The following is a 25,646-nucleotide window of genomic DNA, read 5'->3' on the forward strand; positions in this document are numbered from 1 at the left end:
TCTGGCGCCCCGTTCGATCCCTGCCACCTCGGGTCGCCACGGCCGATCATCGCCGCGACGACCACTCCGAAGTGTCCACATGGGCACCCGCCCGACCTCACGACCCCCACTACGATCGGCGCGATGGGGACCGAGAGGATCATGGAACGACGGCGCGACCTCGGGCGTCGTCTCGCGCACGGATTCCTCGCTGTGACGCTGCTGGTTCCCGCAGCGGCCGTGGCGATCGGAGCGGCATCGAGCGACGGCGTGGCCGAGGCCGCGCCGGTGGCGATCGACATCCCCGCTCCGGGCCCCCTCGGAGCGGTCACCGTCTTCGGTGACTCGGTCCTGCTCGGCTCGGCGCTGTACGGGCCGACCCTGCCCGACCGTCTCGCCGAGCGCGGCTGGGGGCCGATCAGGTTCCGCGCCGGCGAGGGCTACAACACGCGCAGCACTGGCGACTTCAGCGCCGGGAACTGGTTCCGTCGCTGGCGCGCGGAGGGCTGGGACGCACCGAACGTCCTGGTCAACCTGGGTGCGAACGACTCGGGAATCTGCGTCACGGACTTCGCGTGCGCGCGCACGAGCATCCAGCGGGTGATCGACGAGATCGGGCCCGGCCACCGCATCTGGTGGCCACAGATCACCCGCTTCTACACGAAGTTCCCGGAGCAGGAGAACTGGAACCGAGCCCTGCGCCAGTTCGCCGACGAGCGCAGCGACTTCACCACGTGGGACTGGCCGGCGGAGCTCTCGCAGTACCCGTCGCCCGACGGGACGCACCTGAGCCCCGACGGGTACCGGGCCCGGTCGGTCCGCATGGCCGAGGTGTTCACGAGGGACATGGCCCGGGGCACCCGGGTGGGGGGCGACGCCGTACTGCCGTCTGCGGGACGGTCTCCCAGCACGTTCGTGTCGCTGCCGTCGACGCGCATCGTCGACACGAGGTCCGACGGCTCGGGTCCGCTGGCGCCGGGAACCACGCGTCGCGTGGACTTCGCCGACGCGGTGCCCGACGGCACGACCGCCGTCGCGCTCTACCTCGGCTCGGCGCGAGCCACCACGAACGGGTTCTTCACGGCCACACCGTGCGGGGAGACGTCCGACGCATCCACGGTGAACTACCGCACGTCGACACCGATCGGGGCGCCGACGATCGTCGCCCTCGGCACGGGCGACGACGTGTGCGTGTCCAGCTCCGGAGCGTCGGATCTCGTGGTCGACCTGCAGGGTGCGTTCACCGGCAGCCCCGACGGCCTCACGCTCACGCCACTCGGCACACCGCGACGCCTGGTCGACACCCGCGGTGCCGCTCGACCCGCCGAACTCGTCGTGGCGGTCCCCGCAGGGGCGTCGGCGGTCGCCGTGAACCTCACGGCGGTTCGGGCGTCCGAGAACGGTTTCCTCAGCGCCTACCCGTGCGGCACGCCCACGGAGGCCGCCAACCTCAACTTCCGCACCGGCGGAGCGTGGGCGGCCTCGGCCATCGTGCAGGTGTCCGACGACGACACGATCTGCGTCCGGGCGAACGTGTCGACGGACATCGCCGTCGACATCACCGGAACCTTCGGGACGGGACCGGGACTCCGGTTCGTGCCCGTGGCGCCGACGCGTGCCATCGACACCCGCGACGCGACGGGCGGGTGGGGTCCGATCCACGGCGCCGGTCAGACGTTCGACATCCGGGTCGCCCCACCGGATGCCTCTGCGGTGACGGGGACCCTCACGATCGTCAACCCGTTCGACAGCAGTTTCGTCAGCGCCGAGCCGTGCGCCGGGTCGACCGCGACGTCGTCGGCCAACGCAGGCCAGGGGGCGGTGATCGCCAACTCGGTGACGGTCGGCGTCACGGGCGCGGGACGCCTGTGCCTCACGGCATCGACCGCAGGCCACACGCTCTTCGACACGACCGGTTGGTGGGTGCCGTGACCCCGAGTTCCTGCGCACATGCCTCCTGCAGCCCGGTGTCACGTCCCCTCGCGACACGCTCTCTCGTCACACGTTCCCGCATCGCGCGTTCCCTGGTCGCCATGGCGACCGTCGCCGCTGCCGTCACGGCGACCGCGTCGACGGGCGGGGCGCCTGTGGGGGCAACGGCGCCGCGCGACCAGCGGGTGATGCTCGTCACCGACTCCGTCGGGCTCGGCACCCGAGGCGTGTTCGAGACCGCGTTCCCGCCGGGCTGGGAGGCCGTGGTGGTCGGGGAACCGGCCCGATTCGTCGAGCAACTCGAGTCGAACTTCGTCCGGCCGAACCTGTTCCGCACAGGCGACCACGTCGTCATCGCCGGCGGCTACAACTATCCATTCTGGGACCCGGCTCGCTTCGAACGCAGTGTCGACTCGATCATCGACACGCTCACCGGTGCCGGTGTCAAGCATGTGTACTGGGTGACCCTGCGCGACGTGAAGCAGCAGTACGTCACGCCCGCCGCCTGGCGACAGGTGCAGCCCTATTCCTGGTACTTCCCGACCGTGAACGAACACCTGGTGCGCGCCCTCGACCGGCACCCCGAACTGACGCTGGTCGACTGGGCGGCGGCCGCCGACCGCAGCGACGTGACCTACGACGCGATCCACCTGAACCGGACGGGTGCCGAGTTGTACACGTCGCTGATCACCCGGGCGGTGGCCGATGCGCGCACCCGACCCGACAACGGCGGGATCACCCGGGTGAACGTGGCGACGCCGGCGCAGGTGGCGTCGGGCGACGTGGTGGCGGCCGCGGTGAACCTCACGAGTGTGCGCGGCCGACTCGGCGGATACCTGTCGGCGTTCCCGTGCGAACAGGGCTCGAGTCCGTCGAGCAACCTGAACCACGTGCGCGATCAGGTGATCGCCGCTGCTGCGGTGGTTCCGCTCGGCGCCTCCGGCGACGTCTGCGTGTTCAACGAGCGGGCGGGACACGTCATCGTGGACGGGTTCGGCACGTTCGGACACGACGCCGACATCACGAGCGACGAGCCCACCCGCGTGCTCGACACGCGAGACGGAACCCGCCAACCGGCGGGGGTGGCGCGCGAGGTGGTCGCGGTCCCCGGTTCATCGGCCGCAGGTGTCGTGGCGCTCAACGTCACCGTCACGCGCGCCGACGGCCCCGGGTTCCTGACCGTCCACCGGTGCGGCGTCGAGGCGCCGAACACGTCGAACGTCAACTTCGGTGCGTGGCTTCCGTCGCCGAACCTGGTGTTCGCCCCCACCGATGCCGCCGGACGGGTGTGTCTCACCGCCGACCGCGACGCCCACGTGGTGGTCGACGTCCTCGCGACGTTCGGTCAGGACACCACGATCACCGCCGGCACCGCCGATCGACTCCTCGACACGAGGACCGGAGCCGGTCGTGTCGTCGACGCGACGGTCGTGATCCGGATTCCCGAGTCGGACGACCACACCCCCGCCGATGCGGTTGGCGTCATCGGAAACCTGACGATCGTCGCTCCGGCGACCGACGGCTTCGCCACGGCGTACCCGTGCGCGTCGGGGCGACCCAGCACGTCGAACATCAACTACCGGGCGGGCCAGACCATCGCCAACGCCGTCGTGCTCCAGCCCGACGCCGATGGGAAGTTGTGCATCTCCAACACCGGGAACGCCCACATCGTGTTCGACCTCCTCGCCACGACGGGCGCCGGCTTCGCGCCTCGACCGCCGCAGCGACTCGTCGACAGCCGCACCCGATGACCCGTCCCGGGCGTCGGATGCTCCGATCGATGTCGAAGCTCACGGCGACGACGCTGCTGTGCGTCGGCCTCGTCGTCGGCGGTTCCCACGAGGGCGTCGAGGCCGCGACGGAGATCACCGTCGACCGGGCCGGCCCCCTCGGACCCGTCACGGTGATCGGTGACTCGGTCCTGCTCGGCGCCGGCCTGTACGGGCCGACGCTGCCCGATCAACTGTCCGCGAGAGGGTGGGGACCGATCCGGTTCCGCGCCGCCGGGAGCGCGACCTCGGGCAAGTTCCCGGTGGCCGACGAGTACCGCTCGTCGTTCTGGATCGACCGGTGGCAATCGCAAGGGTGGGACCCACGCCACGTGATCGTGAACCTCGGCGTGAACGACTCCGGCTTCTGCGGCACCGACCTCGCCTGTGCCGTCGACAGCATCATGCACGTCGTCGAGTCGATCGGTCCGGGCCACGAGATCTGGTGGCCGACCATCACCAAGTCGTCGACGTCGGCCCGCGACACGTTCAACCGAGCGTTACGCGTCGTCGATGCCGAGCGAGACGACGTGCACGTCTGGGACTGGCTCGCCGAGTTCGACGCAGGCGGATACCGATCGGGCGACCAGGTGCACCTCGACCCCGACGGCTACCGGCGGCGGTCGGACCGGATGGCGACCGAGTTCACCGAACGGTTCTCCGTCGCCCGACGAACCGGTGGCGACGTGGCACTCCCGACCCCGACGACCGATGCGAGCACCTTCGTGGTGCGAACACCGCAGCGACTCGTCGACACGCGTGTGGCGACCACCGGCCCGGTCCGCGCCGGATCCCGACTCCGCATCGATCTCGACGACGTCGCCGATGATGTTCCCGACGGTGTTCCCGACGACGCGACCGCCGTGGCGCTCCACGTCACCTCGGCGCGCGCCACCGGCGACGGGCACCTGTCGACCGGTCCGTGTGACGCTCCGCCGAGCGGCGCCACGTTGAACTTCCGCTCCGGACGACCGATCGGCGCTCCCACCGTCACCCCGATCGGTGACGATCGGACGGTGTGCGTGTTCGCGAGCGAGGACACCGACGTCGTCGTCGACCTGCAGGGGGTGTTCGTGGCCGGCTCCGCAGGCGAGCGGATGTCTCCGCTGGAGACACCGTCGCGCCTGCACGACACCCGACGAACGGGGAGGTTGCAGCGCGTCGTCGTCGACGCCGCAGCGGCGCTGGCCGGACCGGTCGACGCCGTCGCCGTGAATCTCACCTCCGTCGGTCCCGACGGCATCGGGTTCCTGACCGCCTCGCGCTGCGACGACCCTCCCGGAACCGCTGCCCTGAACTTCGCGCCCGGGGCGCCGGTGTCGTCGTCGGCGTTCGTACCGGTCGGGGCGGACGGCACGTTCTGCGTCGACGCGAGCATCGGGACCGACATCGTCGTCGACCTGACCGCCGGGTTCGGCCGCGACGGCGACCTGGCCTACGTCCCGATCGTCGCCACGCGCACGTTGGACACCCGCGACGGCACCGGCGGCTGGGCACCGGTGCACGGTGCCGATCAGACGCTCGACGTCGGCGTCGCCCCGTCGACGGCCGCCGCCGTGACCGGGACGCTCACGCTGGTCCGTCCCGTCTCGACGGGTTTCGCGACCGCGTTCGGCTGCGTCGGCGCGCCGCCCACGTCGTCGGCGAACGCGGGCGCAGGCGTGATCGGTGCGAACTCGGTCACCACGTCGGTCACGAACGGCCGGATGTGTCTCACGTCCTCGGCGCGTGCCCAGACCGTGTTCGACACCAACGGCTGGTGGATCGACGCCTGACGGGTTCGGCGCGCCACGACACGGCCCGACCCGACGGGCGACACGCGGTGTGGCAGGGGTCTGACCCACTCCACACCACCTGGGTGTGGCAGGGGTCTGACCCACTCCACACCTCGTGCGAGGCGATGGGGTGGTCGGAGAAGTTACCGACCGGTCACTGTGGAGAACGCTGCAAGAATGACCGACATGATCTTCGACGGATACGCGCACCAGCTGCCCGACATCGACCCGACCGAGACCGATGAGTGGTTGGACAGCCTCGATGCCGTCGTCGAAACGCACGGAAAGACCCGTGCGCGCTATCTGCTGACGCGGCTGATGAATCGGGCCAACGAGTCCCAGGTGTCGTTCCCGGCCACGGTGTCCACGCCGTACGTCAACACGATTCCCCTCGAGCAGGAGCCCTGGTTCCCGGGCGACGAGCACATCGAGCGCCGGATCCGGGCCTTCGTGCGCTGGAACGCCGCGATGATGGTGGTCAAGGCGAACAAGATGGCCGACGGCATCGGTGGGCACCTGTCCACGTTCGCCTCGTCGGCGGCGCTGTACGAGATCGGGTTCAACCACTTCTTCCGCGGCAACGAGGACGGCACGCCCGGCGACCACGTGTACTTCCAGGGTCACGCCGCGCCCGGCGTCTATGCCCGGGCGTTCATGGAGGGTCGACTCACGGCCGACGACCTCGACCACTTCCGGCGAGAGATCGGTCGTGGCGGTCGCGGCCTGTCGTCGTATCCGCACCCGCGGCTGATGCCCGAGTTCTGGGAGTTCCCGACGGTGTCGATGGGCCTCGGCCCGATCACCTCGCTCTACCACGCCCGCTACAACCGCTACCTCCACAACCGCCAGATCGACGACACGTCGAACAGCCGGGTGTGGGCGTTCCTCGGTGACGGCGAGTGCGACGAGCCCGAGACCCTCGGTGCGATCTCCCTCGCGTCGCGCGAGAACCTCGACAACCTGGTGTTCGTCGTCAACTGCAACCTGCAGCGCCTCGACGGCCCGGTGCGCGGCAACGGCAAGGTCATCCAGGAGTTGGAGGCCACGTTCCGCGGCGCCGGCTGGAACGTCATCAAAGTCGTGTGGGGTTCGAAGTGGGATCCCCTGCTCGCCCAGGACAAGGACGGCGTACTGCTGAACAAGATGAACAGCACGGTCGACGGTGAGTACCAGCGCTACGCGATCGAGGACGGCGGCTACGTCCGCGACCACTTCTTCGGGCCCGACGACCGGCTGCGTCAGATGGTGTCGCACCTGTCCGACGACGACCTGCGCAACCTGCCGCGTGGTGGCCACGACTACCGCAAGCTGTACGCCGCGTACAAGGCGGCCGTCGACAACCTCGGATCGGGTCGCCCGACGGTGATCCTCGCGAAGACGGTCAAGGGCTGGACGCTCGGCGAGGGCTTCGAGGGTCGCAACTCGACGCACCAGATCAAGAAGATGACCAAGAAGCAGATCGTCGCCCTGCGCGACCGCCTGCATCTCCACGACGAGATCCCCGCCGATTCGATCGAGGCGGACGATCCGCCGTACTTCAAGCCTGCCGAGGACTCCGTCGAGTACCAGTACATGATGGAGCGTCGCCGTGCGCTCGACGGATCGATCCCGCGCCGCAGCACGCGGGTCCGCAAGGCGATGTCGATGCCCGATGCGAAGGCCTACGCCGAGATGTGGGGTGGTTCGGGTGGCCAGGAGGTGTCGACGACGATGGGCTTCACCCGGCTGCTGCGGAACCTGACACGTGACGCCAACGTCGGCGAGCGGATCGTGCCGATCATCCCCGACGAGGCCCGAACCTTCGGCATGGACGGCTTGTTCAAGGAGATCGAGATCTATGCGTCGCAGGGCCAGAAGTACGAGTCGGTCGATCACGACCTGCTGCTCTCCTACTCGGAGTCCAAGCAGGGCCAGATCCTCGAGGAGGGCATCACCGAGGCCGGTGCGATGTCGAGCTTCATCGCCGCCGGATCGTCGTACTCCACGCGCGGCGTGCCGATGGTGCCGTTCTACACCTTCTACTCGATGTTCGGTTTCCAGCGGGTCGGCGACCTGATCTGGCAGGCGGCCGACATCCGCGCCCGCGGTTTCCTCATGGCGGCCACGGCGGGACGCACGACGCTGATGGGCGAGGGGTTGCAACACCAGGACGGCCACAGCCTGGTGCTCGCCTCCACCATGCCGACGGTGCAGGCCTACGACCCGGCGTACGCCTACGAGGTCGGCGCGATCGTCGAGGCGGGCATCGAGCGGATGTACGGCGGGAGCCTCGACGCCAACTGGACCGACGTGATCTACTACATCACGCTCTACAACGAGAACTACGAGATGCCGACGTTGCCGGGCGACGTCGAGGGTCAGCCGGGCCTGAAGCAGCAGATCGTCGAGGGCATCTACCGGTTCGCGGAGGCTCCCGTGATCGAGGGCGCCGACCAGGACGCGAAGCGGGCCACGATCCTGTTCTCCGGGTCGGCGCAGGGCGCTGCCCGTGCGGCGGCGAACGAACTGGCCGAGCACTACGGCGTGCGCGCCGAACTGTGGTCGGTCACCTCGTACAAGGCGCTGCGCGAGAACGGGCTGGCCGCCGAGCGGCACAACCGTCTCCACCCGAGCGGCGAGGCACACGTCCCGCTCGTCGCTCGGCGACTCGCCGAGTCGTCGGGCCCGATCACGGCGGTCACCGACTTCATGTCCATCGTGCCCGACCAGATCCGTCAGTTCCTGCCCTCGGGTGGTGACGGTCACCGCACCTTCACCACGTTGGGCACCGACGGGATGGGTCGCTCCGACACCCGCGAGGCACTGCGTCGTTTCTTCGAGATCGACACCGGCCACGTCGTCGTCGCCACCCTCTCGGGTCTCCTCGCCGACGGCAGGGTCGACGCCGGGACCGTCGAGGACGCGATGCGTCGCTACGACATCGACCCCGACGCCATCGATCCCTGGAACTCCTTCACCGCGTAAGAGCCATTCGGTTCGGTGAGTCTGCGTCGCTCCCAGCCCGACGCAGACTCACCGCCCAGCCAGGTTCGTACGGATCGCATCGGTCCGGTGAGTCTCGGTCGCTCCAGGCCCGACGCAGACTCACCGACCAACCGGGTTCGTGCAGGTCCCGTCGGTCCGGTGAGTCTCGGTCGCCCCCGGCCCGGCGCAGGCTCACCGTGACGGGGTGGCCGGAGTACGTTCTGAGTGTGACGGGATCGCTGTACATCACCGGTGACGAGGCGGCGGACGGGCTGCTGAACACCGACGCGAACGCACTGCTGATCGGGATGTTGCTCGACCAGCAGGTGCCGATGGAGTGGGCGTTCATGGGTCCCTCGACGTTGCGGACCCGACTCGGGCACCTCGACCCGGTTCGCATCGCCGCGATGGACGTCGACGACTTCGTCGCCGTGTGCTGCGACAAGCCGGCGATCCATCGCTTCCCGGGGTCGATGGGCAAGCGGATCCACCAGGTGTGCATCGCACTCGTCGAGGACTACGAGGGCGATGCGGGCAACATCTGGCGCGACGCCGAGTCGGGACGCGAGATCCATCGGCGGCTGAGAGCGCTCCCCGGGTACGGCGACGAGAAGTCGAAGATCTTCGTGGCCATCCTCGCGAAGACGCAGGGTGTGCAGCCCGACGACTGGCGAGACGCAGCGGGCAAGTTCGGCGACGACGTTCCCCGCTCGGTGGCCGACATCCACGACGAGGCGTCGCTCGCAGCGGTGCGGGAGTGGAAGAAGGCCCAGAAGGCCGCGAAGAAGGACAAGCAGGACAACCCGATCGTCGACGGTCCCTCGGCATCCTGACACCCGCTCGGTCGCAGGCGGGTGATGGGATCGGGCCGCCGGAGTACCCGACGATCGGGTCTCGGGGCGTCAGTGCTGCGGTGGCGGGGCGAACGCCGGCGCCGGGGCGTCCAGCCCCGAGGCGGTCGCGATCATCGCCGGCTCGACGAGTGCGAACGGAGCCGGCGCGGGCGGCACCAGAGCGGGCGGAGGCGGCGTCGTCTGGTTCGGTTCGGGCGCACGCATCGGTGACGGCGACGACGGTGACGGCGCCCGCATCGGTGACGGCGCCGACTGGTTCGGTGCGGGTGGCGCAGGCGGCGGCTGCACGGTGACCGGAGGCGGTGGTGGTGGCGGCGGGGGTGACGCATGGGTCGAGGAGGCAGCGCCGAGCGATGCCGTCCCGGCGACGAAACGTTCTCCGAAGGGTCGCAGCGCTGCGTCGGCGTTGACGACGGACACGATCGACGGACGATCCGGCGACCGGCGCACCCGTGTCATCGCCACGTACGCGAGGCGTTTGGCGCGATCGTCGGCACCGATGCCCAACACCACGGCGGTGGAGTCCCATCCCTTGATGCTGTGGGCGGTACACCCCTTCACGGCGTCGGCGTCGGTCCAGAACCGGTGCTTGCGGCGACGACGGGGATCGTCGGGGTCGCGACTGAAGATGTGGTGCACGGCGATGCCCGCGCGCTCGATCACGGCGGCGGCGCGCACGCCGTCGTGGTGGTAGTCGCACACGAACGCGATGTCCCTCGGGCGCAACGTCGGGTCCGATGCGAGGAGTTCGACGACCTCCTGCCCGATCGCCGTTCCGATGTCGTTGACGCGGGCGACGTCGCCCCATCGCCGCACCGATCCGTGATCGGCGGACGTGTCCATCGACGGGGTCGGCAACTGCAACGACCCGTCGAGCTTCGAGGTCGCGAACTCGTTGGTGAGCGCGAGCAGGTCGTCGGGGAGTCGCATCGTCGTCGACAGACCCACGGTCTCGACGCCGAGCGCGTCGGATCGTCGCGGGTCGTCCAGCCACTCGGTTCGCCCGTAGATGTCCTGCGTCCGATCGACGGCGAGCAACGTCTCGCCGCCGGCGACGAGGACGTGGTCGTGGAGCAGGTCCCACCACGCGTCGGTGAAGTCCTGACCCTCGTCGATCATCACGGCGTCGAACAGGGGACCCCGACCCTGGACGTACGCCTGTGCGGCCTTCTCGACGATCGCGACGGTCCACGGCGCGCCGCGTGTTGCTTCGAGGTGGCCACCGGTCAACTCCGCGTCGGACACGACGCGGGTGCAGAACGAGTGGAAGTTGGCGCACGTGACGAGCGTCGGATCGGCACCGATCTGGCGGCAGTAGCCGTCGACCATCGAGCGCAGCCCGTTGGCGAACGTGACGTTGAACGACAGCGCGAGGACCCGCTTGCCGTCCGATGCGAGGCGGGCCGCACGCGCCGCGAGGGCCGACGACTTCCCCGCGCCGGCCGCACCGTCGATCCGGCGGTGCTGATGCTGTGAAGGATTCTCCGCGATGTCGATGATCGACTGCGGGGTGGTCGGGTCCCACGACGAGCGTCGAACGGAGTCGGGAACTGCGGCGACGTGGCGGCGCAGCTTCTCGATCGAGGGTGCAGGCGGAGGTTGGCAGCCGAACCCGCGGACCACCTCGCCGATGTCGAACGCAACGGCGTCGCCACCCGAGATGCCTACGAGGGCGAGGCGATCGTTGTCCGATCGGGGGAACACGCCGCCGGCCGCAGCGGTGGTGAAGGCCGGGAGGATCAGCACGCTGCGGATCGCCGCCGTGGGTGAGCCGCCGTGTTCGGGCATCGCGTAGAACTGGTCGAAGATCGACGAGCGGCTGCGTGCGGCGGGGATGCGCGGGTCGAGCGGGATCGGGGCCCACTGGTTGTCGACACCCAGTCGACCGATGCGCCCGTCGGGGAGGACGCACGTGGTGTCCGGAGTCCAGTCGAGGACGTGGATGATGCACACGCCGAAGCGGTCGTGGACCGCGAGGAAGTCGGGCCGATCGAGGCCGATCCGTGGCGTGGTGTACACGGTCCAGCTCGGGTCGAGGGTGGACAGCGCGACGCCGACGTCGACGATCTCGATCGCCGCAGGAGGCGAGAACACCGGGGCGACCATCGGCTCCGGGTCGACTGGGACGAAGGGGGCGGGAGGCGCGAAAGGCGACGGTGGTTCGAATGACGTCACGCTCGTTGATCGGCACGAACCGACGCGATCTTGAACCTCGGCGCTCAGTCCGACCGATCGAGGAGTGCCGGAGCTGTCGACTGGGCGTCGAGGGTGGTGCCCATCCTGCGGTACCAGGCGGTCTCCGCGAGCAGGTCGGGGTCGTCGATCCCACGACGGCGTGCCACAGCGGTCCAGATCGCCCGGTCCCCCGACGTGCTGTGGTGCAGCGCGGTGACGGCACGATCCGACAACATGGCCGAGACATTCGTGGGCAGATCCGCACGACGTTCGGTCGTGTTCACCTGCGGCCGGTCGAGCGGCCGGTCGATCCGCTCAGCCAGACCGTCCCACATCGCGGGTCCCCTCTCGACGACGTCGACCCACCCGATCGACGCCGCGGTGCGCACGGCCTGTGCGGTCAACGACGCGAGGTCGCGCCGGTCGATGAAATCGTCGTCCGGGATCGCCGCATGACCGTCGAGGAGGGTCCGTACGACGACGTTGTCGGTCTGGTACGCCGTACGCGGGTCGACGAGCCACTCGTCGAAATCGAGTTCCCGGGCGTACGCGGTGACCGACCACGTGCTGTCCTCGCTGCGCAGGTTCGCCGGGAGGCCCCGCCAGTATTCGTAGTGCGACAGCAACCGGCTGCGCGGTTCACGCAGCAGCATGACGAGGTCGGCGGCATCGAAGCCGGCGAGCATCGTGGACAGAGCGAAGTGCCCGGACGCGGCGTCGAACTCTCGCAGTCTCGCCGGGTCCGGGATGACGCGGGGGATCTCGGTCGGGGGGACGGGCTCGTCTCGCAGTGGGCCGAACATCGCCGGGTCGAAGTCCCACGGCGACCACGTCCGGTCGGCGAGAGCCTCCTCCAGCGCAGCCGACACCGAGCTGCCGGCCGACTTGGGGATGTGGACGACGCCGATCCTGCGGTGGGCCCCGAATGCTGCGTTCCGACGGGCGTGATCGACCTCGGGCGGATCGATCAGCGACGTCCGCTCGGCGATCCGACGTCGGGCCGACCGTGTCGCGTCGCGCACCAGTGCACGACCGCGTTCGATCACTGAGGTCGACTCGGATTCCACGCCGAGGACGTTACTCAGGGAGTACCAGGACCGGAACCGGACAGTGAACCGCCGGTCACGCAGGGCAGCGGCCGCAGGGTCGGACGCTGGGCATCGTGGTCGCAGGAGGGTGCTCCACATGGCATCGCGCCCGACTCGAGGTCGTCTCGCCGCTACGGTCCGCTCGGTGTCGGCCGTGTCGAGATGCAAGGACCTCCTCCGTCCCGTCGTCCGTCGTGTGCGCGCGAGGCGATCCGCTCGGCCGCACGACACGGCCCCCCGCCCCGATCCCCCGCGGCAGGAACCGGACGAGAACCCGTCCGACGTCGTCGATGACCGGATCACGTCGGCTACGTCGCCCGTGCCGGCCTGGCCGGTGGAGGCCACGCTCGGCGACGGCGTGAACGTCGTCGGCTACCTGGGCAAACAGCTGGCACTCGGCGACATCGGTCGCCTGATGGCGCGTGCGATCCCCGAACACGGCGTGGACTCGTCGTCGCTGGCCTTCTCGGGCGCCCCGAGCCCGGCGGTCGATCCGCCGTTCCCCACCGACGAGGTCATCGCTCACCGGACGACGCTGGCCGTCGTCGCCGCCGACCAGCTCCCGGTGCTGCAGGAGTGGCACCCCGAACTGTTCGAGGCGACGGACCGGATGATCGCGTACTGCTTCTGGGAGATGTCGCAGCTGTCCGACGCCGGTGTCCGTGGGCTCGATCTGGTCGACGAGGTGTGGGTCGCGACCGACTTCGTCCGCGACGCATTCGAGCGGGTCGGCACCGTGCCGGTCCGGCGGGTCCCGCTCCCGATCGCCGAGCCGGTTCCCTCGTCGCGGGCCCGGTCGTCGTTCGAACCGCTCGCCGACACCGGCGATCGCACCGTGGTCGGCGTCACGTTCGACCACTTCAGCGTCCTCGAACGCAAGAACCCGCTCGCCACGATCGACGCGTTCGTACAGGCGTTCACCGAGGACGAGGGTCCGATCCTCGTGATCAAGACGCTCAACGCCGAGATGCACCCCGAGCCACACGGGCATCTGCTCGAGCGGGCTGCCGGGCGCCGCGACATCCGCGTCTGGGACGCACACCTGTCCCGCTCCGACCAGTTCGCGTTCCTCTCCCACCTCGACGTGCTCGTGTCGTTGCATCGCGGCGAAGGCTTCGGCGCCCATCTTGCCGAGGCGATGTGGATGGGAGTGCCGTGCATCGCCACCGGCTACTCCGGCAACCTCGACTTCATGAACGACACCTGTGCGCGCCTCGTCGGGTTCTCGATGATCGATGCCGCCGACGGCGGAACCATCTATCCGACGGGAACGCAGTGGGCCGACCCCGACCTCGACGACGCGGTCACCGCGTTGCGCGAACTGGTCGGCGACGACGATCGACGGCGGGCGCTCGGCGCCGCCGCCCGATCACGGATGGCCGCACGTCCCGACGAAGCAGACATGGTCGCCACCATCGGCACCCTGCTCCACCACCCGTTTGCGTGACACTTTCGGGCGTCCGGGCGACCGGAAGTGTCACGCAGACCGGGGATGTGCCCGATGCCGTCGGGTTCAGTCGGGGGAGGCGTTGCGTCGCAGGACCCGGCGGACGACGCGGACGGGGACGGGCGCCAACTCGGAGTTGAGCCATTCGTTGTCGCGGACGAGCCGGTCCCGGTGTTCCGTCAGTCGCATGTTCGCAGCACGGAGGTGGTCGATCTCGGCGTGCAACGCCTCGACGACGCCGGGGAGTTCGGCGGCCGATCGCAGCATCGCGGCGACCGGCGACGAGTCGAGAGCTCTGGCGGTGTCGGCCGGACCGTCGTCTCCCTCCGGAGTTGCGTCCGACGCCGTGACCGCCGCGACGTCCGTGGCCGTCTCTCCGCAGTACGGAACCAGTTCGCCGCGCAGGCGGAGCGCCGGATGCGCGAGGCCGTCGAATCCACCGCCGAGCGAGCGAACAGCGGACGTCGGGAACGCGAACGCGGCCGACGCAGGCGACACGGCGACGGGAGCGTCGGGATCCTCCGACCCGGAGTCGGACGCCTCGAGGGCACAGCGCAGGACGCGGCCGCTCACGTCGGCGTCGAGCGCGCCGCCCGCCACCGTGACGGTCATCGCTGCGACGAACTGCTCGACCCACCGCGGGTCGACCCGTTCACCGCGTTCCACGAACGCCACGTACGCACCCGACACCTCGGCGAGGAGCGAGTCGAGCGCCAGGATTCGTTCGGCGCCGCCCGTGACCGGACGCTCGACGGCCAGGAGTTCCCAGTCCGCAGCGGTCTGTGCGTCGAGTTGGACCCGCAACGCGGCGAGGCCGTCGGCGTCGAGGCCCGGATCGGCGATCACGGTGAGCGCGACGCCCGCCGGACTCGGATCGGCCACCATCAGCGTGGGAGCCGACGGGCCTGCGTCGACCCGGTAGCCGCGGATCAGTTGATAGGTGTCCCCGTGAGCGTCGGCGAGGTCGCGGATCGCAGCGACGGTCGATGCCAGCGGCGTGTGCGGGCTGGTGAAGGGAGACCCGGCGGGCCACCGCTGGTCGGAACGGAACGCGGTGCGATCGTTGCGCATCGCCTCGGCGAAGCCGGCCGACGCCATCACCTCCGTGATCGAGGAATCGGTGAAGAAACGCAGATGGGTGTGGTCGAGCAGCCCGGTCTGGGTGACGTCCCAGCGTCCCGCCAGGAGCTTGGCGGCGATGTCGCGGTGGGCCACGTTCGGCACGCTCGTCACCAACACCGCCGTGTCGAACTGTCGCATCCAGTCCGACAGCATCGCCAGCAGGAGTTCGGGCTCGACCAGGTGTTCGAGCACGTCGAGCGCCATCACGGCGACCACGTCCGAGCGACTCCCGAGGTCGGCGAGTCCGGCCGCGATGATCTCCTCGAGCTGATCCGGTCGACCGAGGTCGGCACGGCGCGCGACGAAGCCACGATCGGCGAGGCCCTGCAACGACGTCTCGTCGACGTCGAGGCCGACGAATTCGAATCCGGCATCGCGCAGGACCTCGGCGTGTGGGGCGTAGCCGCATCCGAGGTCGACGACGACGCCGGGCTCGCAGTGATCGAGCAGCAGTCGCACGGCGTGGCCGTGTGCGTCGGTCCATTCGAACTCGACGTCGTAGTTCCTCCGCTCGTCCTCATCACCGACCGTGTTGTCGCGGGTGTCGGTGGTGCGGGTGTCTGACCCCCGCACCACTTTCGACCCATGCACCACCTTCGGGGCGGTGCGGGTGATGCCGGGTGTGGTGGAGTCGGTGGTGGAGGCCGGCGCGGCCCGATGGCCGGTGCGGGCCGCGACCCACGCGGCGAAATCGGATGTGGGGTCGAAGGCGTCCGGAACGGTCCGGACCTCGCCGAGGCGGTCGATCTCGTCGAGCGCTGCGTCGCGCACGACACGCCGCAGGTCGGTGGTCAACTCCACCCCGTCGTGCGAACGGTTCCACGGGTACTCGCGCCGCCGGCTCACCACGTGCCCGAGTTCGATCAGACGCGCGCCGTAGGCGTCGGCGAGTGTGCGGATCCCGGTACCGATCGCGTGGTCGGTGCGCGGCCGCGGCATCTGGTGCTTGGACAGCAGGCCTGGCTGCTGCGGGTCGTAGCCGCTGAAGTGGACGAAGCGCAGCGGGACGCCCTGGACGATCGGACCCGACTCGGCGAGATCGATGGGACGGTCGTGGATGTTCCACCACGCGACGTTCATCCCGGGGTCGCGCTCGATGGTGAAGTCGAACAGCGACGGCACCCAGTCGACCCACCGTTGGTCCGTGAATCGCGCACGCCCGAAGTCGACCAGGGCGTCGAAACGCAGCCGTTCGTCCCACCAGTCGAGGAACGGACCGGCCGACGGACCGACTGCGAGGAACCCGCAGTTGTACATGCCCGACTGCATGATCGTCTCCTCGTCCACGCGCATGCCGTCTCGCGGGACGGGCGCGAGCACGTGTGGCGTGAGCACGATGCCGTGTTCGAGGGCGGCGTCGACCTGCGCATCGAACGACGCGAACACCTGGATGTCGGGATCGAGGTAACAGGCCGCTTCGGTCTGCGGCCCGGCCGCGAGCAGGTGGCGCAGGAACGCCGGCTTGACCGCCGTGGAGAACTCCATCACGTCGTAGACCGTGCGCATCATGCGTTCGTCGGCGGGTGCGAGGTCGAGGTCACCCAGGCGTACGACACCGATGCTCTCGGGCAGGTCGGCGGGGCCGTCGTCCACCACGAGCACGCAGAACGTCGAGTCGGGGTGGTGTTCGAGAAATGACTCGCCGAGCACCCGGGCCATGGCCAGGTAGTTCGATGCGACGATCGTTCCGGCCCTCATCGGGGTGACCCTAACGGCGTGCGGTGTCGGGCCAGGCGAGGCCGCGGAGGCGTTGGCGGATCCGGGTCGCGTACGCGGACCGGGCGGCGTCGAGTCCGGTGAAGAAGGCGTCGGGCGCATCGGCGGACGTGCGTCCGGGCGAGCGCAGCAGGGCGGCGTAGCCCTCGCCGAACTGGGACGGTGTCGGCTGGTCGGCGATGCGTCGATGGCCGGCGCGACCGAGCCTCCGGCGCAGGTCGGCGTCATCGGCGAGTCGACGCATCTGGCGCGCCGCATCGGCGAGGTCGGGCTCGGCCCACACCGCCGACTCGGGGTAGATGCCCTGGCCGTTGGTCACGGCCACCAACTCGTGGTCGACCATCGCGGCGACGTCGTCGTCCATGAAGTCGACCACGCCGGAGTAGCGCGTGGCCACGGCCGGGGTGCCCAACCACATGGCGATGGCGGGATGCAGGCCGTACCCCTCGCTGCGGTGCAACGACACCAGAACGTCGGCGGCGGCGAGCAGGCCGTGGTGGCGGTCGTCGTCGAGATGCTCGTCGACGAGTTCGATCCGGGGGTCGCCTGCGCACTCCGCGGCGACCCGATCGACGTCGTCGGGTCGATGGTGGCCGTTGATGGACTTCACGACGAGTCGCACCGCCACATCGGTCTCGTCGAACGCGGTTCGGAACGCCCGGATCGCTCCGATCGGGTTCTTGCGCTCGACGATGCTCAGGTAGTCGAAGCTGACCACGAACACGGTGTCGTCGCCCCACTGCCTGCGCCAGGCCGTGACCCCGCCGGTCGAGGGCGTCGGGGTCTCGAGCGGGAACGGTGCCAGTCGGACCTGGACCTCGTCGCCGATCACGGCGTCGTAGGCGTCGCGGACGAACGTCGTGGTGGCCCACACCTCGTGGGTGTGGCGTGCTGCATCGACGTGCTGCTGTGGGATCTCCTCGAGCTCCCACAGCCAACAGGCGATCATCCGCTTGCCGGGTCCCACGAGTTGCGGGAAACGTTCGACGAAGTGGTCGAACTCGAAGGCCGTGACGATCGCGATCGTGGTGTCGTGGAGGTCGACGGGGACCGGACGAGCCGGTCGGCGTCGCGGGCTCGAGGAGAGGTCGTTGTCGATCTCGACGACCGGGACGCCCGCCGCCTGCAGCGAAGCGTACATCAGCCGGGCGCAGCTCCCGAGACCACTGCTGATGTGGTGGTAGCCGACGATGTTGACGCCGGGGGTGCCGACGACGCGCCGCGCCCGTCGGCCGTCGGATCGAGTGCGCCGGCTCGCGACGACCCGGCGCGGCAACCCAGTGATCGGAGTGCGACCGACCGTCGATCCCGTGTCCGTCCGACCGCCGTCGGGCTCCGGCTCGACGTCCGACGCCGGTCGGCCGACCGCACGTTCGGTCGCCCGGGCGACGGCACGCTCGCCGAGTCGCCGCCCCCCGCCGACGACTCCGTGGAGGAGCGCGCGAGCATGGACCCGCTGCGGGGCGTGCCGGAGGCGGCGGACCGACAGCCACGACGCACGAGCGATCTGGGAGGCCGGGCCGTGCATCGCCACCGACCAGAGGCGGTTGCGCTCGCGCAGGAACACGACCCGGTCGCCGAGATCGGCCGTGGTCGCGCTCCCCCGGTGCTCCACGAGCGATGTCGGCGCGAGCCGGTACCGCCACCCGGAACGACGGCCCCGGAGCGCCAGGTCGACGTCCTCGTAGTAGAGGAAGAACCGCTCGTCGAACCGGCCGACGTCGTCGACGAACGCACGCGACAGGGCGAGCGCCCCTCCGGTGAACACGTCGATGTCGACGGCGTCGAGACCCGCTGCGGCGACCGCGTCGCCCCGCAGACGATCACGACCGGCACCGAAACGGTCGAGGACGACGCCTGCGCTGTTGATCTCGGTGCCGCCCGGGGTGACCAGCAGTGGCTGCACTGCTCCGACATCGTCCGCGGAGAACTCGGCGAGGATCGCAGTGAGCCATCCGTCGGTCACGATCACGTCATCGTTGAGCAGCACGATCACGTCGGCGTCGTCGTCGACCGCTGCGTCGATCCCGACGTTCATCCCACCCGCATAGCCACCGTTGTGATCGGTGACCGTCACGTCGACCATCTCGTCGAGCGGACGTCCGTCCCACGTGGCAGCCGCGAGCAGGTCGGCTCCGCGTCGCCCGTTGTCGACGACGTGGATGCGTACCGCCGTGTCGCCACCCGACGGCGTGTGATCGAGCAGCGATCGGATCGCGTCCTCGAGCATCCCCGGCGAAGGGTCGAACGTCAGCACGACGACGTCGACACGGGTGATGGACATCCGGGCGAGTGTAGAGACGCATTCCTGCGTCGTCGGGACCGCCCGTCCTCCCGTGGTGACACTCCGACCCTCGGTCCGGCTCGCCGATGTCACCGCCGTGCCGTCGCTTCCGTGCCGAAACTCGTGCGCCCGAGGCCGCTGGCCGAGTCCGGTCGCACACGTTTCCGTCAGGCGCGGAACGCACCGGTCCCGACGGGCGCCCGATGCGGGTCCGGAAGCGGTCCGGGCGACCTCGGTAGCATCTCGGCGTGCCACGACGACCTCTCGAACGCTCCGGCACGTCCCGGATCCGGGCGGTCGCGCCGACCGCCGATGCGACGGTGTCGATCGTGCTGGCCGTGTACGACCCACCACCTGCAGTCCTCGTCGCACAGCTCGATGCGATCGCCGGACAGACGTCGTCGGACTGGGAGTGCATCGCGGTGGACGACGCCTCGACGGATCCCGTGGTGGTCGCGCTGCTCGAGGAGTGGGTCGGTCTCGCATCGAACCGCCGGCTGATCCGTCGCCCGGTGAACGGTGGGATCTCCGTCGCGACCAACGACGGCATCGATGCCGCGAGCGGGTCGATCGTCACGATCTGCGACCACGACGACGTCGTCCACGCCGATGCCGTCGACGCGCTGGTCCGGCACTTCCGGGATCACCCCGATCACGACGTCGTCTACACCGACGAACAACTGATCGACGCCGACGGTGTGGTGCTCGCCGACTATCCCAAGCCCGACTACAGCCCGCGTCGTCACCTGGGTCATCACTACCTGGCCCACCTCGTGGCCGGTCGGCGCGACGCCATCGGCGACATTCGGGTGCAGCGCGAGTTCGAGCCGTCCCAGGACTACGACTTCTGGCTGCGGGTGATCGAGCGCTCGGAGGCCGCGGGCCGACGCGTGGGGCACATTCCACGAGTCCTCTACTCGTGGCGGGCGATCAGCGGCTCGAGCGCCCTCGACGCGAACGAGAAGCCCGAGATGTGCGACGCAGTGCGCCGGTGCGCGCAGGCCGCACTCGACCGGAGGGGGATCGCCCGCACGGCCACGACGGTGATCCATGACGGCACACCCACCACATCGGTCCTCCTCGGGCCGCTCGACACCGTCGACGAGCCGTCGATCGACGTCGTCAGGATCGTTGCCGAGTCGTCGGTCGACGACGTCAACGCTGCGGTCATCGCGTCCGAAGCCGACGTGATCTGTCTCCTCGCTCCCGACACGCACCCCGACGCACGCGACGACGCCGAGTGGGCCATGGCGCTCGCGGTCGAAGTGCTCGACGACGGCGTGGGCGCCGCCGGGCCGAAGATCGTCGACTCGAACGATCGTCTGGTGAGCATCGGTCGGGTCGTCCAGCCGACCTTGGATGATCGTCTCGTCGGCGAACCCGGCGACGCGCCCGGCCCGTGGGGAGCGTTCTTCGTCGCCCGCGAGGTGTCGGCGCTCGCCCCTGCCGGGTTCACGATCCGGCGGTCCACGTTCGAAGCGGCCGGTGGGCTCCTCACCGGCGTGTCGATCGACGTCGCCGTCGCCGACCTGTGCGCACGCCTCGCAGCCGACGGTCGCCCTGCGATCGTCCGTCCGGACGTCGTGCTGCGTGTGCCGGCGGACGCTCCGCCCGAACTCGGTTCCGGCGACCAACCAGGTGTCGAACACGAGCCTGCCGACGGCCGTGAGCACCAGCACGACATCGCGCGGGCGCGGGGCACCCACCCCGACGCATGGGTCGAACGCTTCGACGTGCTGGGCACGTCGCACTCCGCGTGGAGCGAGCCGACCGTCCTCGAGCGCCTCGCCGACCTCCTCGCGGGTGGCCGCGTCGATCTCGTCACCTCCGACGTGTTCGACACGCTCGTCACGCGCCCGGCCGCCACGCCCGGCGACGTCTTCGTCTGCCTTGCACACCGGATCCAGCTCCCGGACCACGTCACCCCGGCGGTGTTCGCCTCGGCGCGTCGGGCGGCCGAGCGCAGGGCGCGTCAGGACTGGTCCGAGCGGCGTCGCCGGCAGCTGGTCGAGGGGTCGTCCGACATCACCGAAGCTCAGTTGATCGTGGATCCACAGGTGGCCGCGCCCGAGGTGACGCTCGACGAGATCTGGGACCGGATGCCTGCGACGTGGGGTGACCGCACGGTCATGCGGGAGGCGGAACTGGCGCTCGAATCCGAGCTGCTCCAGCCGATCCCCGAAGCCGTCGACGCCCTGCGGCGGGCGAAGGATGCGGGTGTGCCCGTCGTGCTCGTGAGCGACATCTACTTCACGTCACCCCAGCTCGAGACGGTCCTGGCCGCAGCGGGTGTCGACATGAGCCTCGTCGACGAGGTGGTCACGTCCGCCGACCACCGTCTCGGCAAGGCCCACGGTCTGCTCGCCCGGATCATCGATGGACGTGGTGTCGATCGCGATCGAGTCGCGCACGTCGGCGACAACGAGATCGCCGATGCCGAGACCGCGACGAAGCTCGGAGCCCACCCGGTGCACGTCGAGATCCCGTGGTCACACCACCACGTCGACCTGCCGCCACTCCCGATCCGTACGTGGTCCGCCGCGTCGGGGACCGACCTCGGGATCTCGGCGGCCACCCGTGCGGTACTCGTCGGCGCGGGTCGCTTCGGGCGGGATCCGTCGTTCCAGTTCGGCGCGGCCGTGGTCGGCCCCGTGCTGACCGGGTTCACCCGTTGGGTCGCCGCCACCACCCACGATCTCGGCGCGACGCACGTGCACTGCATGTTGCGCGAGGGAGCCACGATCGTCGACCTGCTCGACGCAACGGCGACGGGGCGCGTCACCGAACCGACGCCCGTGCCGATCCACGTGTCGCGATGGGTGACGATGCGCGCCGCCGTGATCGAGGCGACGCCCGAGGAGTTGTCCACGGCGCTGGCTCGACGATCCGGGCTGACGGTCGACCACGTCGTGCGGGCGTTCGACTGCGACCCCGAACGCGTCCGGGCGGCCTTCGGTGGTGATGCGGCCGACCCCGACCACATCGCCGAGGCCTACGAAGCGCTGGCCGCGGACAGCGTGCTGCGCGCGCAGATCGTCGAACACGCAGCCGAGTTGCGCTCCCGTGTGCTCACGTACCTCCGGGAGCGACTCGTGCTCGGCGACGGCCCTCTGGTCGTTGCCGACGTGGGCTGGGGCGGCACGATCCAGGAGGGGCTGACCCGCATCCTGCGCGCCGGTGGGATCGACCACGAGGTGATCGGCCTGTACCTCGCTCTGTCCGCGCCGGGCGAGGAACGTCTCGCACGCGGCGCACGGATGCTGTCGTACCTGCCCAACGTCACCGACGACGCTCCGGCATCGGTGTACAGCCGAGCCGTGGCTCACCACGCCGACACGATCGAGCGGATCATGACCCCGGCCATCGGCACCCTCATCGACGTCGACGAGGCCGGCGAACCCGTGAGCCGACCGGTCGATCACGACCCGATCCCTCCGACGTTGCAGTCCGCTCAGCGAGCGATGCGTCTCGTCGTCGACCGTCTCGCCGACCGCACCACCGGGCTCAGCGACCTCACCGACGACCACTGGTTCGACTCCGATCTCCGGGCCGCGTTCGCGCACCTCCTGTCGGATTCGGTCACGGCCCCGAGCCCGCATCTCGCCGAAGCGCTCGGTGCGTGGCCGCACGACGACGTCGCCGGCACCTCCTTCCAGTCGATCGCCGGGGGCGATCTCGCCGCTGCGACGAAGTACGCCACGGCACGTGACGTCGACCTGCTCGACCCCCACGGCCGCAGTTGGATCGCCGGACTGGCGGGAGCGGTGAACCCGTCGCTGACCGCCCAACTGGCCGCCCAGCAGGCCGGCGTGCCACTCGACCGGTTGGCACCGGAGAGCGAGTCGGGCGTGGCACGCCTGGCGGCGTTCGAGGTCGGATCCGACCTGGCCGAGGTGCAGATCGCACGCGCCGTCCACGTCGCTCCGGCGGGCTGGTCGGTGATCCGCCTCGTCGGTGACGTCGGATCGCTGCGCAGCCTGCGCTTCGACGCAGGGGAACATGCGGCACTCGTCCAGGTCGCCCACTTCGCGGTCAGGTTGACGACGACGCGGACCTTCGACGAGGGAACCCGCCTCGTCGAACTCGATGACGACGACCTGACGTGGGTCGATGCGCACCCGATCGACCGGAGCCGGTTCGCACACCGGCCCGGCGGTCACCTCCTGCTCGACATCGACCCCGCTCTGGCCCCGACCGTGCGCTCGGTGGAGGTCACCGTCGGCTTCCGGTGCTGGAACCTCGACGACGACCAGCGACTCGCCGACACTCCTCTCGCTCGACGAGTGAGCGACCAGACCCGCCGCATCTCCGGAGCGATCAGGCGCCGCCTCTGAACGAATCCCCAGTGGGTCGGACCCGATCCGGCCGCGTGGGCGCGACTCTGCTCGGTGTCAGCCCCAGGAGCGGCGACCGTCGGGGAGGTCTTCGTAGGGCGGCGCGCCGGATCGACCGGGTAGCTCGAGCCAGTCGTTGCGTCCCGGAGTGAGGTTCGGGTTGGAGTACGGATCGACGTACAGCTCGCGCCCCCACCGCTGTTCGATCAGCGCCGTCTCGGCCGGGTCGATCGGGTGGGAGAAGCTGCGGCTCTCGAAGTGGTACCAGCTCGCCTCGGGCGTCCACAGGATGCGGTAGCCCGCGTGGCGCACGGTCATCGACAGGTCGACGTCGTTGTAGTTGGCGGGGAAGTCGGTGTTCATCCCGCCGACGCGCAGGAACACGTCGCGTCGCATCAGCGACCCGGCTGCGGTCGCCCCGACGCACTCGCGCACCACGTTGGCCATGTTGTACGGACCCGGGTGCGTCGACGCCCACCCGAGCAGCGAGTGCGTGATGGTGCCGTGGTACAGGTGCCCGCCGTGCTGGAGGGTGCCGTCGTCGAAGAGCAACTTCGAGCCGACCATGCCGACGTCGGGCTGCTGTGCGAGGCCGACCATCTCGGCGATGCTGCCCGGCTCGATCATCTCGGTGTCGTCGTTCAGCAGCAGTACGTACTCCCCCGCTGCCGCCGAGACGCCTTCGTTGATCTTGTCGGAGAAGTTGAACGGTCGGTCGTAGTGGACGATGCGCAGCGCGTCGCCCGCGATCCGCCGCAGCCCTCGTTCGACCACGGGTTCGCTCCCGGCGTCGAGGACGACGACGAACTCGAGATCGACGTCGGGCTCACGACCCACGATCGACGAGACCGCGTCGTGGACGAAGATCCGCTCCGCACCCCACACCCTTCCCCGACTGCCACGGGTGGGGATCACGACCGACACGAGCGGTCGCCCGACGATGCGACGACGGGTCCGCACCACACCGGGCCGGCCGGTCTCGGTGACCTCGGCGTCGATGCCGCACCGTTCGAGATGCGCCGCCACGGCACGGACCTCCGCGCTGATCGCGGCCGGCTTGTTGCGACTGTCGAGCGCCGAACTGTTCGGCGCCTGGCGCCAATGGAGGAGGATCTCGGGAACGTGATGGAACGGTGCCGCCACCTCCGCGAGGCGCAGCAGCAGGTCGTGGTCCTGGGCGCCGTCGGTACCGGGGGTGAACCCTCCGACCTCGTCGACCAGAGAGCGTCGGGCCACGACGAGGTGGGTGATGTAGTTGTGGTGTCGCAGACGTTCGAGCGAGAAGTCGGGCTTGTACATCGGCCAGGCACACCGGCCGTCGGGACGCATCAGGTCGTGGTCGCTGTACACCACGTCGATCGAGTCGTCGGCGTCCAGGACGGCGGCGACCGAGGCGAGCGCACCGTCGGCGAGCACGTCGTCGTGGTCGAGCAACACCACGAAGTCGCCGGTCGCGGCGGCGAGTGCGTCGTTGGATGCAGCGACGATGCCGCCGTTGTGATCACGACGGATCACGGCGCGGGTCACCGGGTGCGACGTCGAGGCGGCCCCTCGGAGAACGGCGGCCACCTCCGGCCGCGTGGACCGGTCGTCGACGAGCACGTGCTCGATCCCGGAGGCGGCCACGGCGGGATCGGCCGCCTGCGCATCGACCGACGCGATGCACGCCAGGAGGTGCTCGGGCTCCGGATCGAACACCGTCGTGACGACGCTGAAGCGCGGCGTGTGCACGGTCACCGCGCCCCATCCCGGCCGCTCGATCGGCGCGGTCACGTCGTCGTCATCCGGCTCCCCGACCACCGCCTCGGGACCCGGCTGCCCGGTCCGATCCGTCACCGGTTCAACGCCTGCTCGACGCGACGGTACGCGGCGGCGAGGCGCGGCGTGGCCGACGTGGCCCAGCGTCGGCGGGCCCGGTAGACCACGCGCTCCGCCGGGGTCATCGCAGCGCTGACCTCCTGGTACTCCTGCTCCTGGCGGGCTCGCGACAGTTGCACGCTCAGGTCGACGATGTGACCGCGCAACTCGCCGGCGTCGGCCATCGCCTCCTTGGCGACCCGCACGGCCTCGTCCCGGTCCTCGCGCAGCGACGCGTACGACGTCTCCGACGGGCCCACCAGCTCACGCAGTCGTTCGAGTTCGCCAGCCACCTCATCCATCGGCCGCATCGTAAGAGCTGCCCTGCGCAACTCCCAGCACCTCCTCCC

The 25,646-nt window shown here is 69.9% G+C and carries 13 protein-coding genes; 7 read left to right on the top strand and 6 right to left on the bottom strand.

The features are described 5' to 3' along the window. Window positions 1-123 precede the first annotated feature (123 nt). From ABJK40_RS11595 to ABJK40_RS11615, 5 genes are all read left to right on the top strand, one after another. Window positions 124-1,911, top strand: a complete 1,788-nt coding sequence (locus ABJK40_RS11595) for an SGNH/GDSL hydrolase family protein (RefSeq protein WP_348482527.1) — start codon at window positions 124-126, stop codon at window positions 1,909-1,911. Between the two features lie 101 nt (window positions 1,912-2,012). Further along, on the top strand, window positions 2,013-3,662 hold the full coding sequence (locus tag ABJK40_RS11600; protein WP_348482529.1) for a hypothetical protein: 1,650 nt from the start codon (window positions 2,013-2,015) through the stop codon (window positions 3,660-3,662). Window positions 3,663-3,691: 29 nt separating this feature from the next. Then, window positions 3,692-5,455, top strand: a complete 1,764-nt coding sequence (locus ABJK40_RS11605) for an SGNH/GDSL hydrolase family protein (RefSeq protein WP_348510271.1) — start codon at window positions 3,692-3,694, stop codon at window positions 5,453-5,455. Window positions 5,456-5,641: 186 nt separating this feature from the next. Continuing rightward, the gene (gene aceE, locus ABJK40_RS11610) at window positions 5,642-8,419 is read left to right on the top strand and encodes a pyruvate dehydrogenase (acetyl-transferring), homodimeric type (RefSeq protein WP_348480848.1); all 2,778 of its coding nucleotides are present in this window, start codon (window positions 5,642-5,644) and stop codon (window positions 8,417-8,419) included. A 227-nt stretch (window positions 8,420-8,646) separates the two neighbouring features. Continuing rightward, entirely contained in the window at window positions 8,647-9,252 is a 606-nt protein-coding gene (locus ABJK40_RS11615; protein WP_348480846.1) for an HhH-GPD-type base excision DNA repair protein, read from the top strand. Between the two features lie 69 nt (window positions 9,253-9,321). On the opposite strand, the gene ABJK40_RS11620 is transcribed toward ABJK40_RS11615, so the two are convergent. Next, the gene (locus tag ABJK40_RS11620; RefSeq protein ID WP_348480845.1) at window positions 9,322-11,367 is read right to left on the bottom strand and encodes a hypothetical protein; all 2,046 of its coding nucleotides are present in this window, start codon (window positions 11,365-11,367) and stop codon (window positions 9,322-9,324) included. Between the two features lie 125 nt (window positions 11,368-11,492). Then, window positions 11,493-12,515, bottom strand: coding sequence for a hypothetical protein (locus ABJK40_RS11625; RefSeq protein ID WP_348480844.1), 1,023 nt, complete (start codon window positions 12,513-12,515; stop codon window positions 11,493-11,495). A 340-nt stretch (window positions 12,516-12,855) separates the two neighbouring features. Between ABJK40_RS11625 and ABJK40_RS11630 the strand changes: the two genes are divergently transcribed. After that, window positions 12,856-13,983 (top strand): glycosyltransferase, encoded by a 1,128-nt coding sequence (locus tag ABJK40_RS11630; protein WP_348480843.1) that lies wholly within the window; start codon window positions 12,856-12,858, stop codon window positions 13,981-13,983. Window positions 13,984-14,049: 66 nt separating this feature from the next. On the opposite strand, the gene ABJK40_RS11635 is transcribed toward ABJK40_RS11630, so the two are convergent. Further along, window positions 14,050-16,803 (bottom strand): methyltransferase domain-containing protein, encoded by a 2,754-nt coding sequence (locus ABJK40_RS11635; RefSeq protein ID WP_348480842.1) that lies wholly within the window; start codon window positions 16,801-16,803, stop codon window positions 14,050-14,052. Between the two features lie 10 nt (window positions 16,804-16,813). Next, complete coding sequence (locus ABJK40_RS11640) at window positions 16,814-19,105, bottom strand: glycosyltransferase (protein ID WP_348480841.1); 2,292 nt, start codon at window positions 19,103-19,105, stop codon at window positions 16,814-16,816. A gap of 248 nt (window positions 19,106-19,353) precedes the next feature. On the opposite strand from ABJK40_RS11640, the gene ABJK40_RS11645 reads away from it, so the two are divergent. Further along, the gene (locus ABJK40_RS11645) at window positions 19,354-23,439 is read left to right on the top strand and encodes a glycosyltransferase (protein ID WP_348480840.1); all 4,086 of its coding nucleotides are present in this window, start codon (window positions 19,354-19,356) and stop codon (window positions 23,437-23,439) included. Between the two features lie 57 nt (window positions 23,440-23,496). Here ABJK40_RS11645 and ABJK40_RS11650 read toward each other — a convergent pair whose 3' ends face one another. Next, entirely contained in the window at window positions 23,497-25,275 is a 1,779-nt protein-coding gene (locus ABJK40_RS11650) for a glycosyltransferase (protein WP_348480839.1), read from the bottom strand. Continuing rightward, a complete protein-coding gene (locus ABJK40_RS11655; RefSeq protein ID WP_348480838.1) occupies window positions 25,272-25,598 on the bottom strand; it encodes a hypothetical protein in 327 nt (108 codons plus the stop codon). Before ABJK40_RS11655 ends, ABJK40_RS11650 begins: the two co-directional genes overlap by 4 nt. Window positions 25,599-25,646: the final 48 nt, after the last annotated feature.

This window comes from Ilumatobacter sp., from assembly GCF_039969435.1.
In the GTDB taxonomy this organism is placed as follows: domain Bacteria; phylum Actinomycetota; class Acidimicrobiia; order Acidimicrobiales; family Ilumatobacteraceae; genus Ilumatobacter_A.

Coding starts and splice junctions, on each gene's coding strand:
- ABJK40_RS11600 (WP_348482529.1), top strand. CDS start 2,013: ATGGCGACCGTCGCCGCTGCCGTCACGGCGACCGCGTCGACGGGCGGG.
- ABJK40_RS11595 (WP_348482527.1), top strand. CDS start 124: ATGGGGACCGAGAGGATCATGGAACGACGGCGCGACCTCGGGCGTCGT.
- ABJK40_RS11655 (WP_348480838.1), bottom strand. CDS start 25,598: ATGGATGAGGTGGCTGGCGAACTCGAACGACTGCGTGAGCTGGTGGGC.
- ABJK40_RS11605 (WP_348510271.1), top strand. CDS start 3,692: ATGTCGAAGCTCACGGCGACGACGCTGCTGTGCGTCGGCCTCGTCGTC.
- aceE (WP_348480848.1), top strand. CDS start 5,642: ATGATCTTCGACGGATACGCGCACCAGCTGCCCGACATCGACCCGACC.
- ABJK40_RS11640 (WP_348480841.1), bottom strand. CDS start 19,105: ATGTCCATCACCCGTGTCGACGTCGTCGTGCTGACGTTCGACCCTTCG.
- ABJK40_RS11635 (WP_348480842.1), bottom strand. CDS start 16,803: ATGAGGGCCGGAACGATCGTCGCATCGAACTACCTGGCCATGGCCCGG.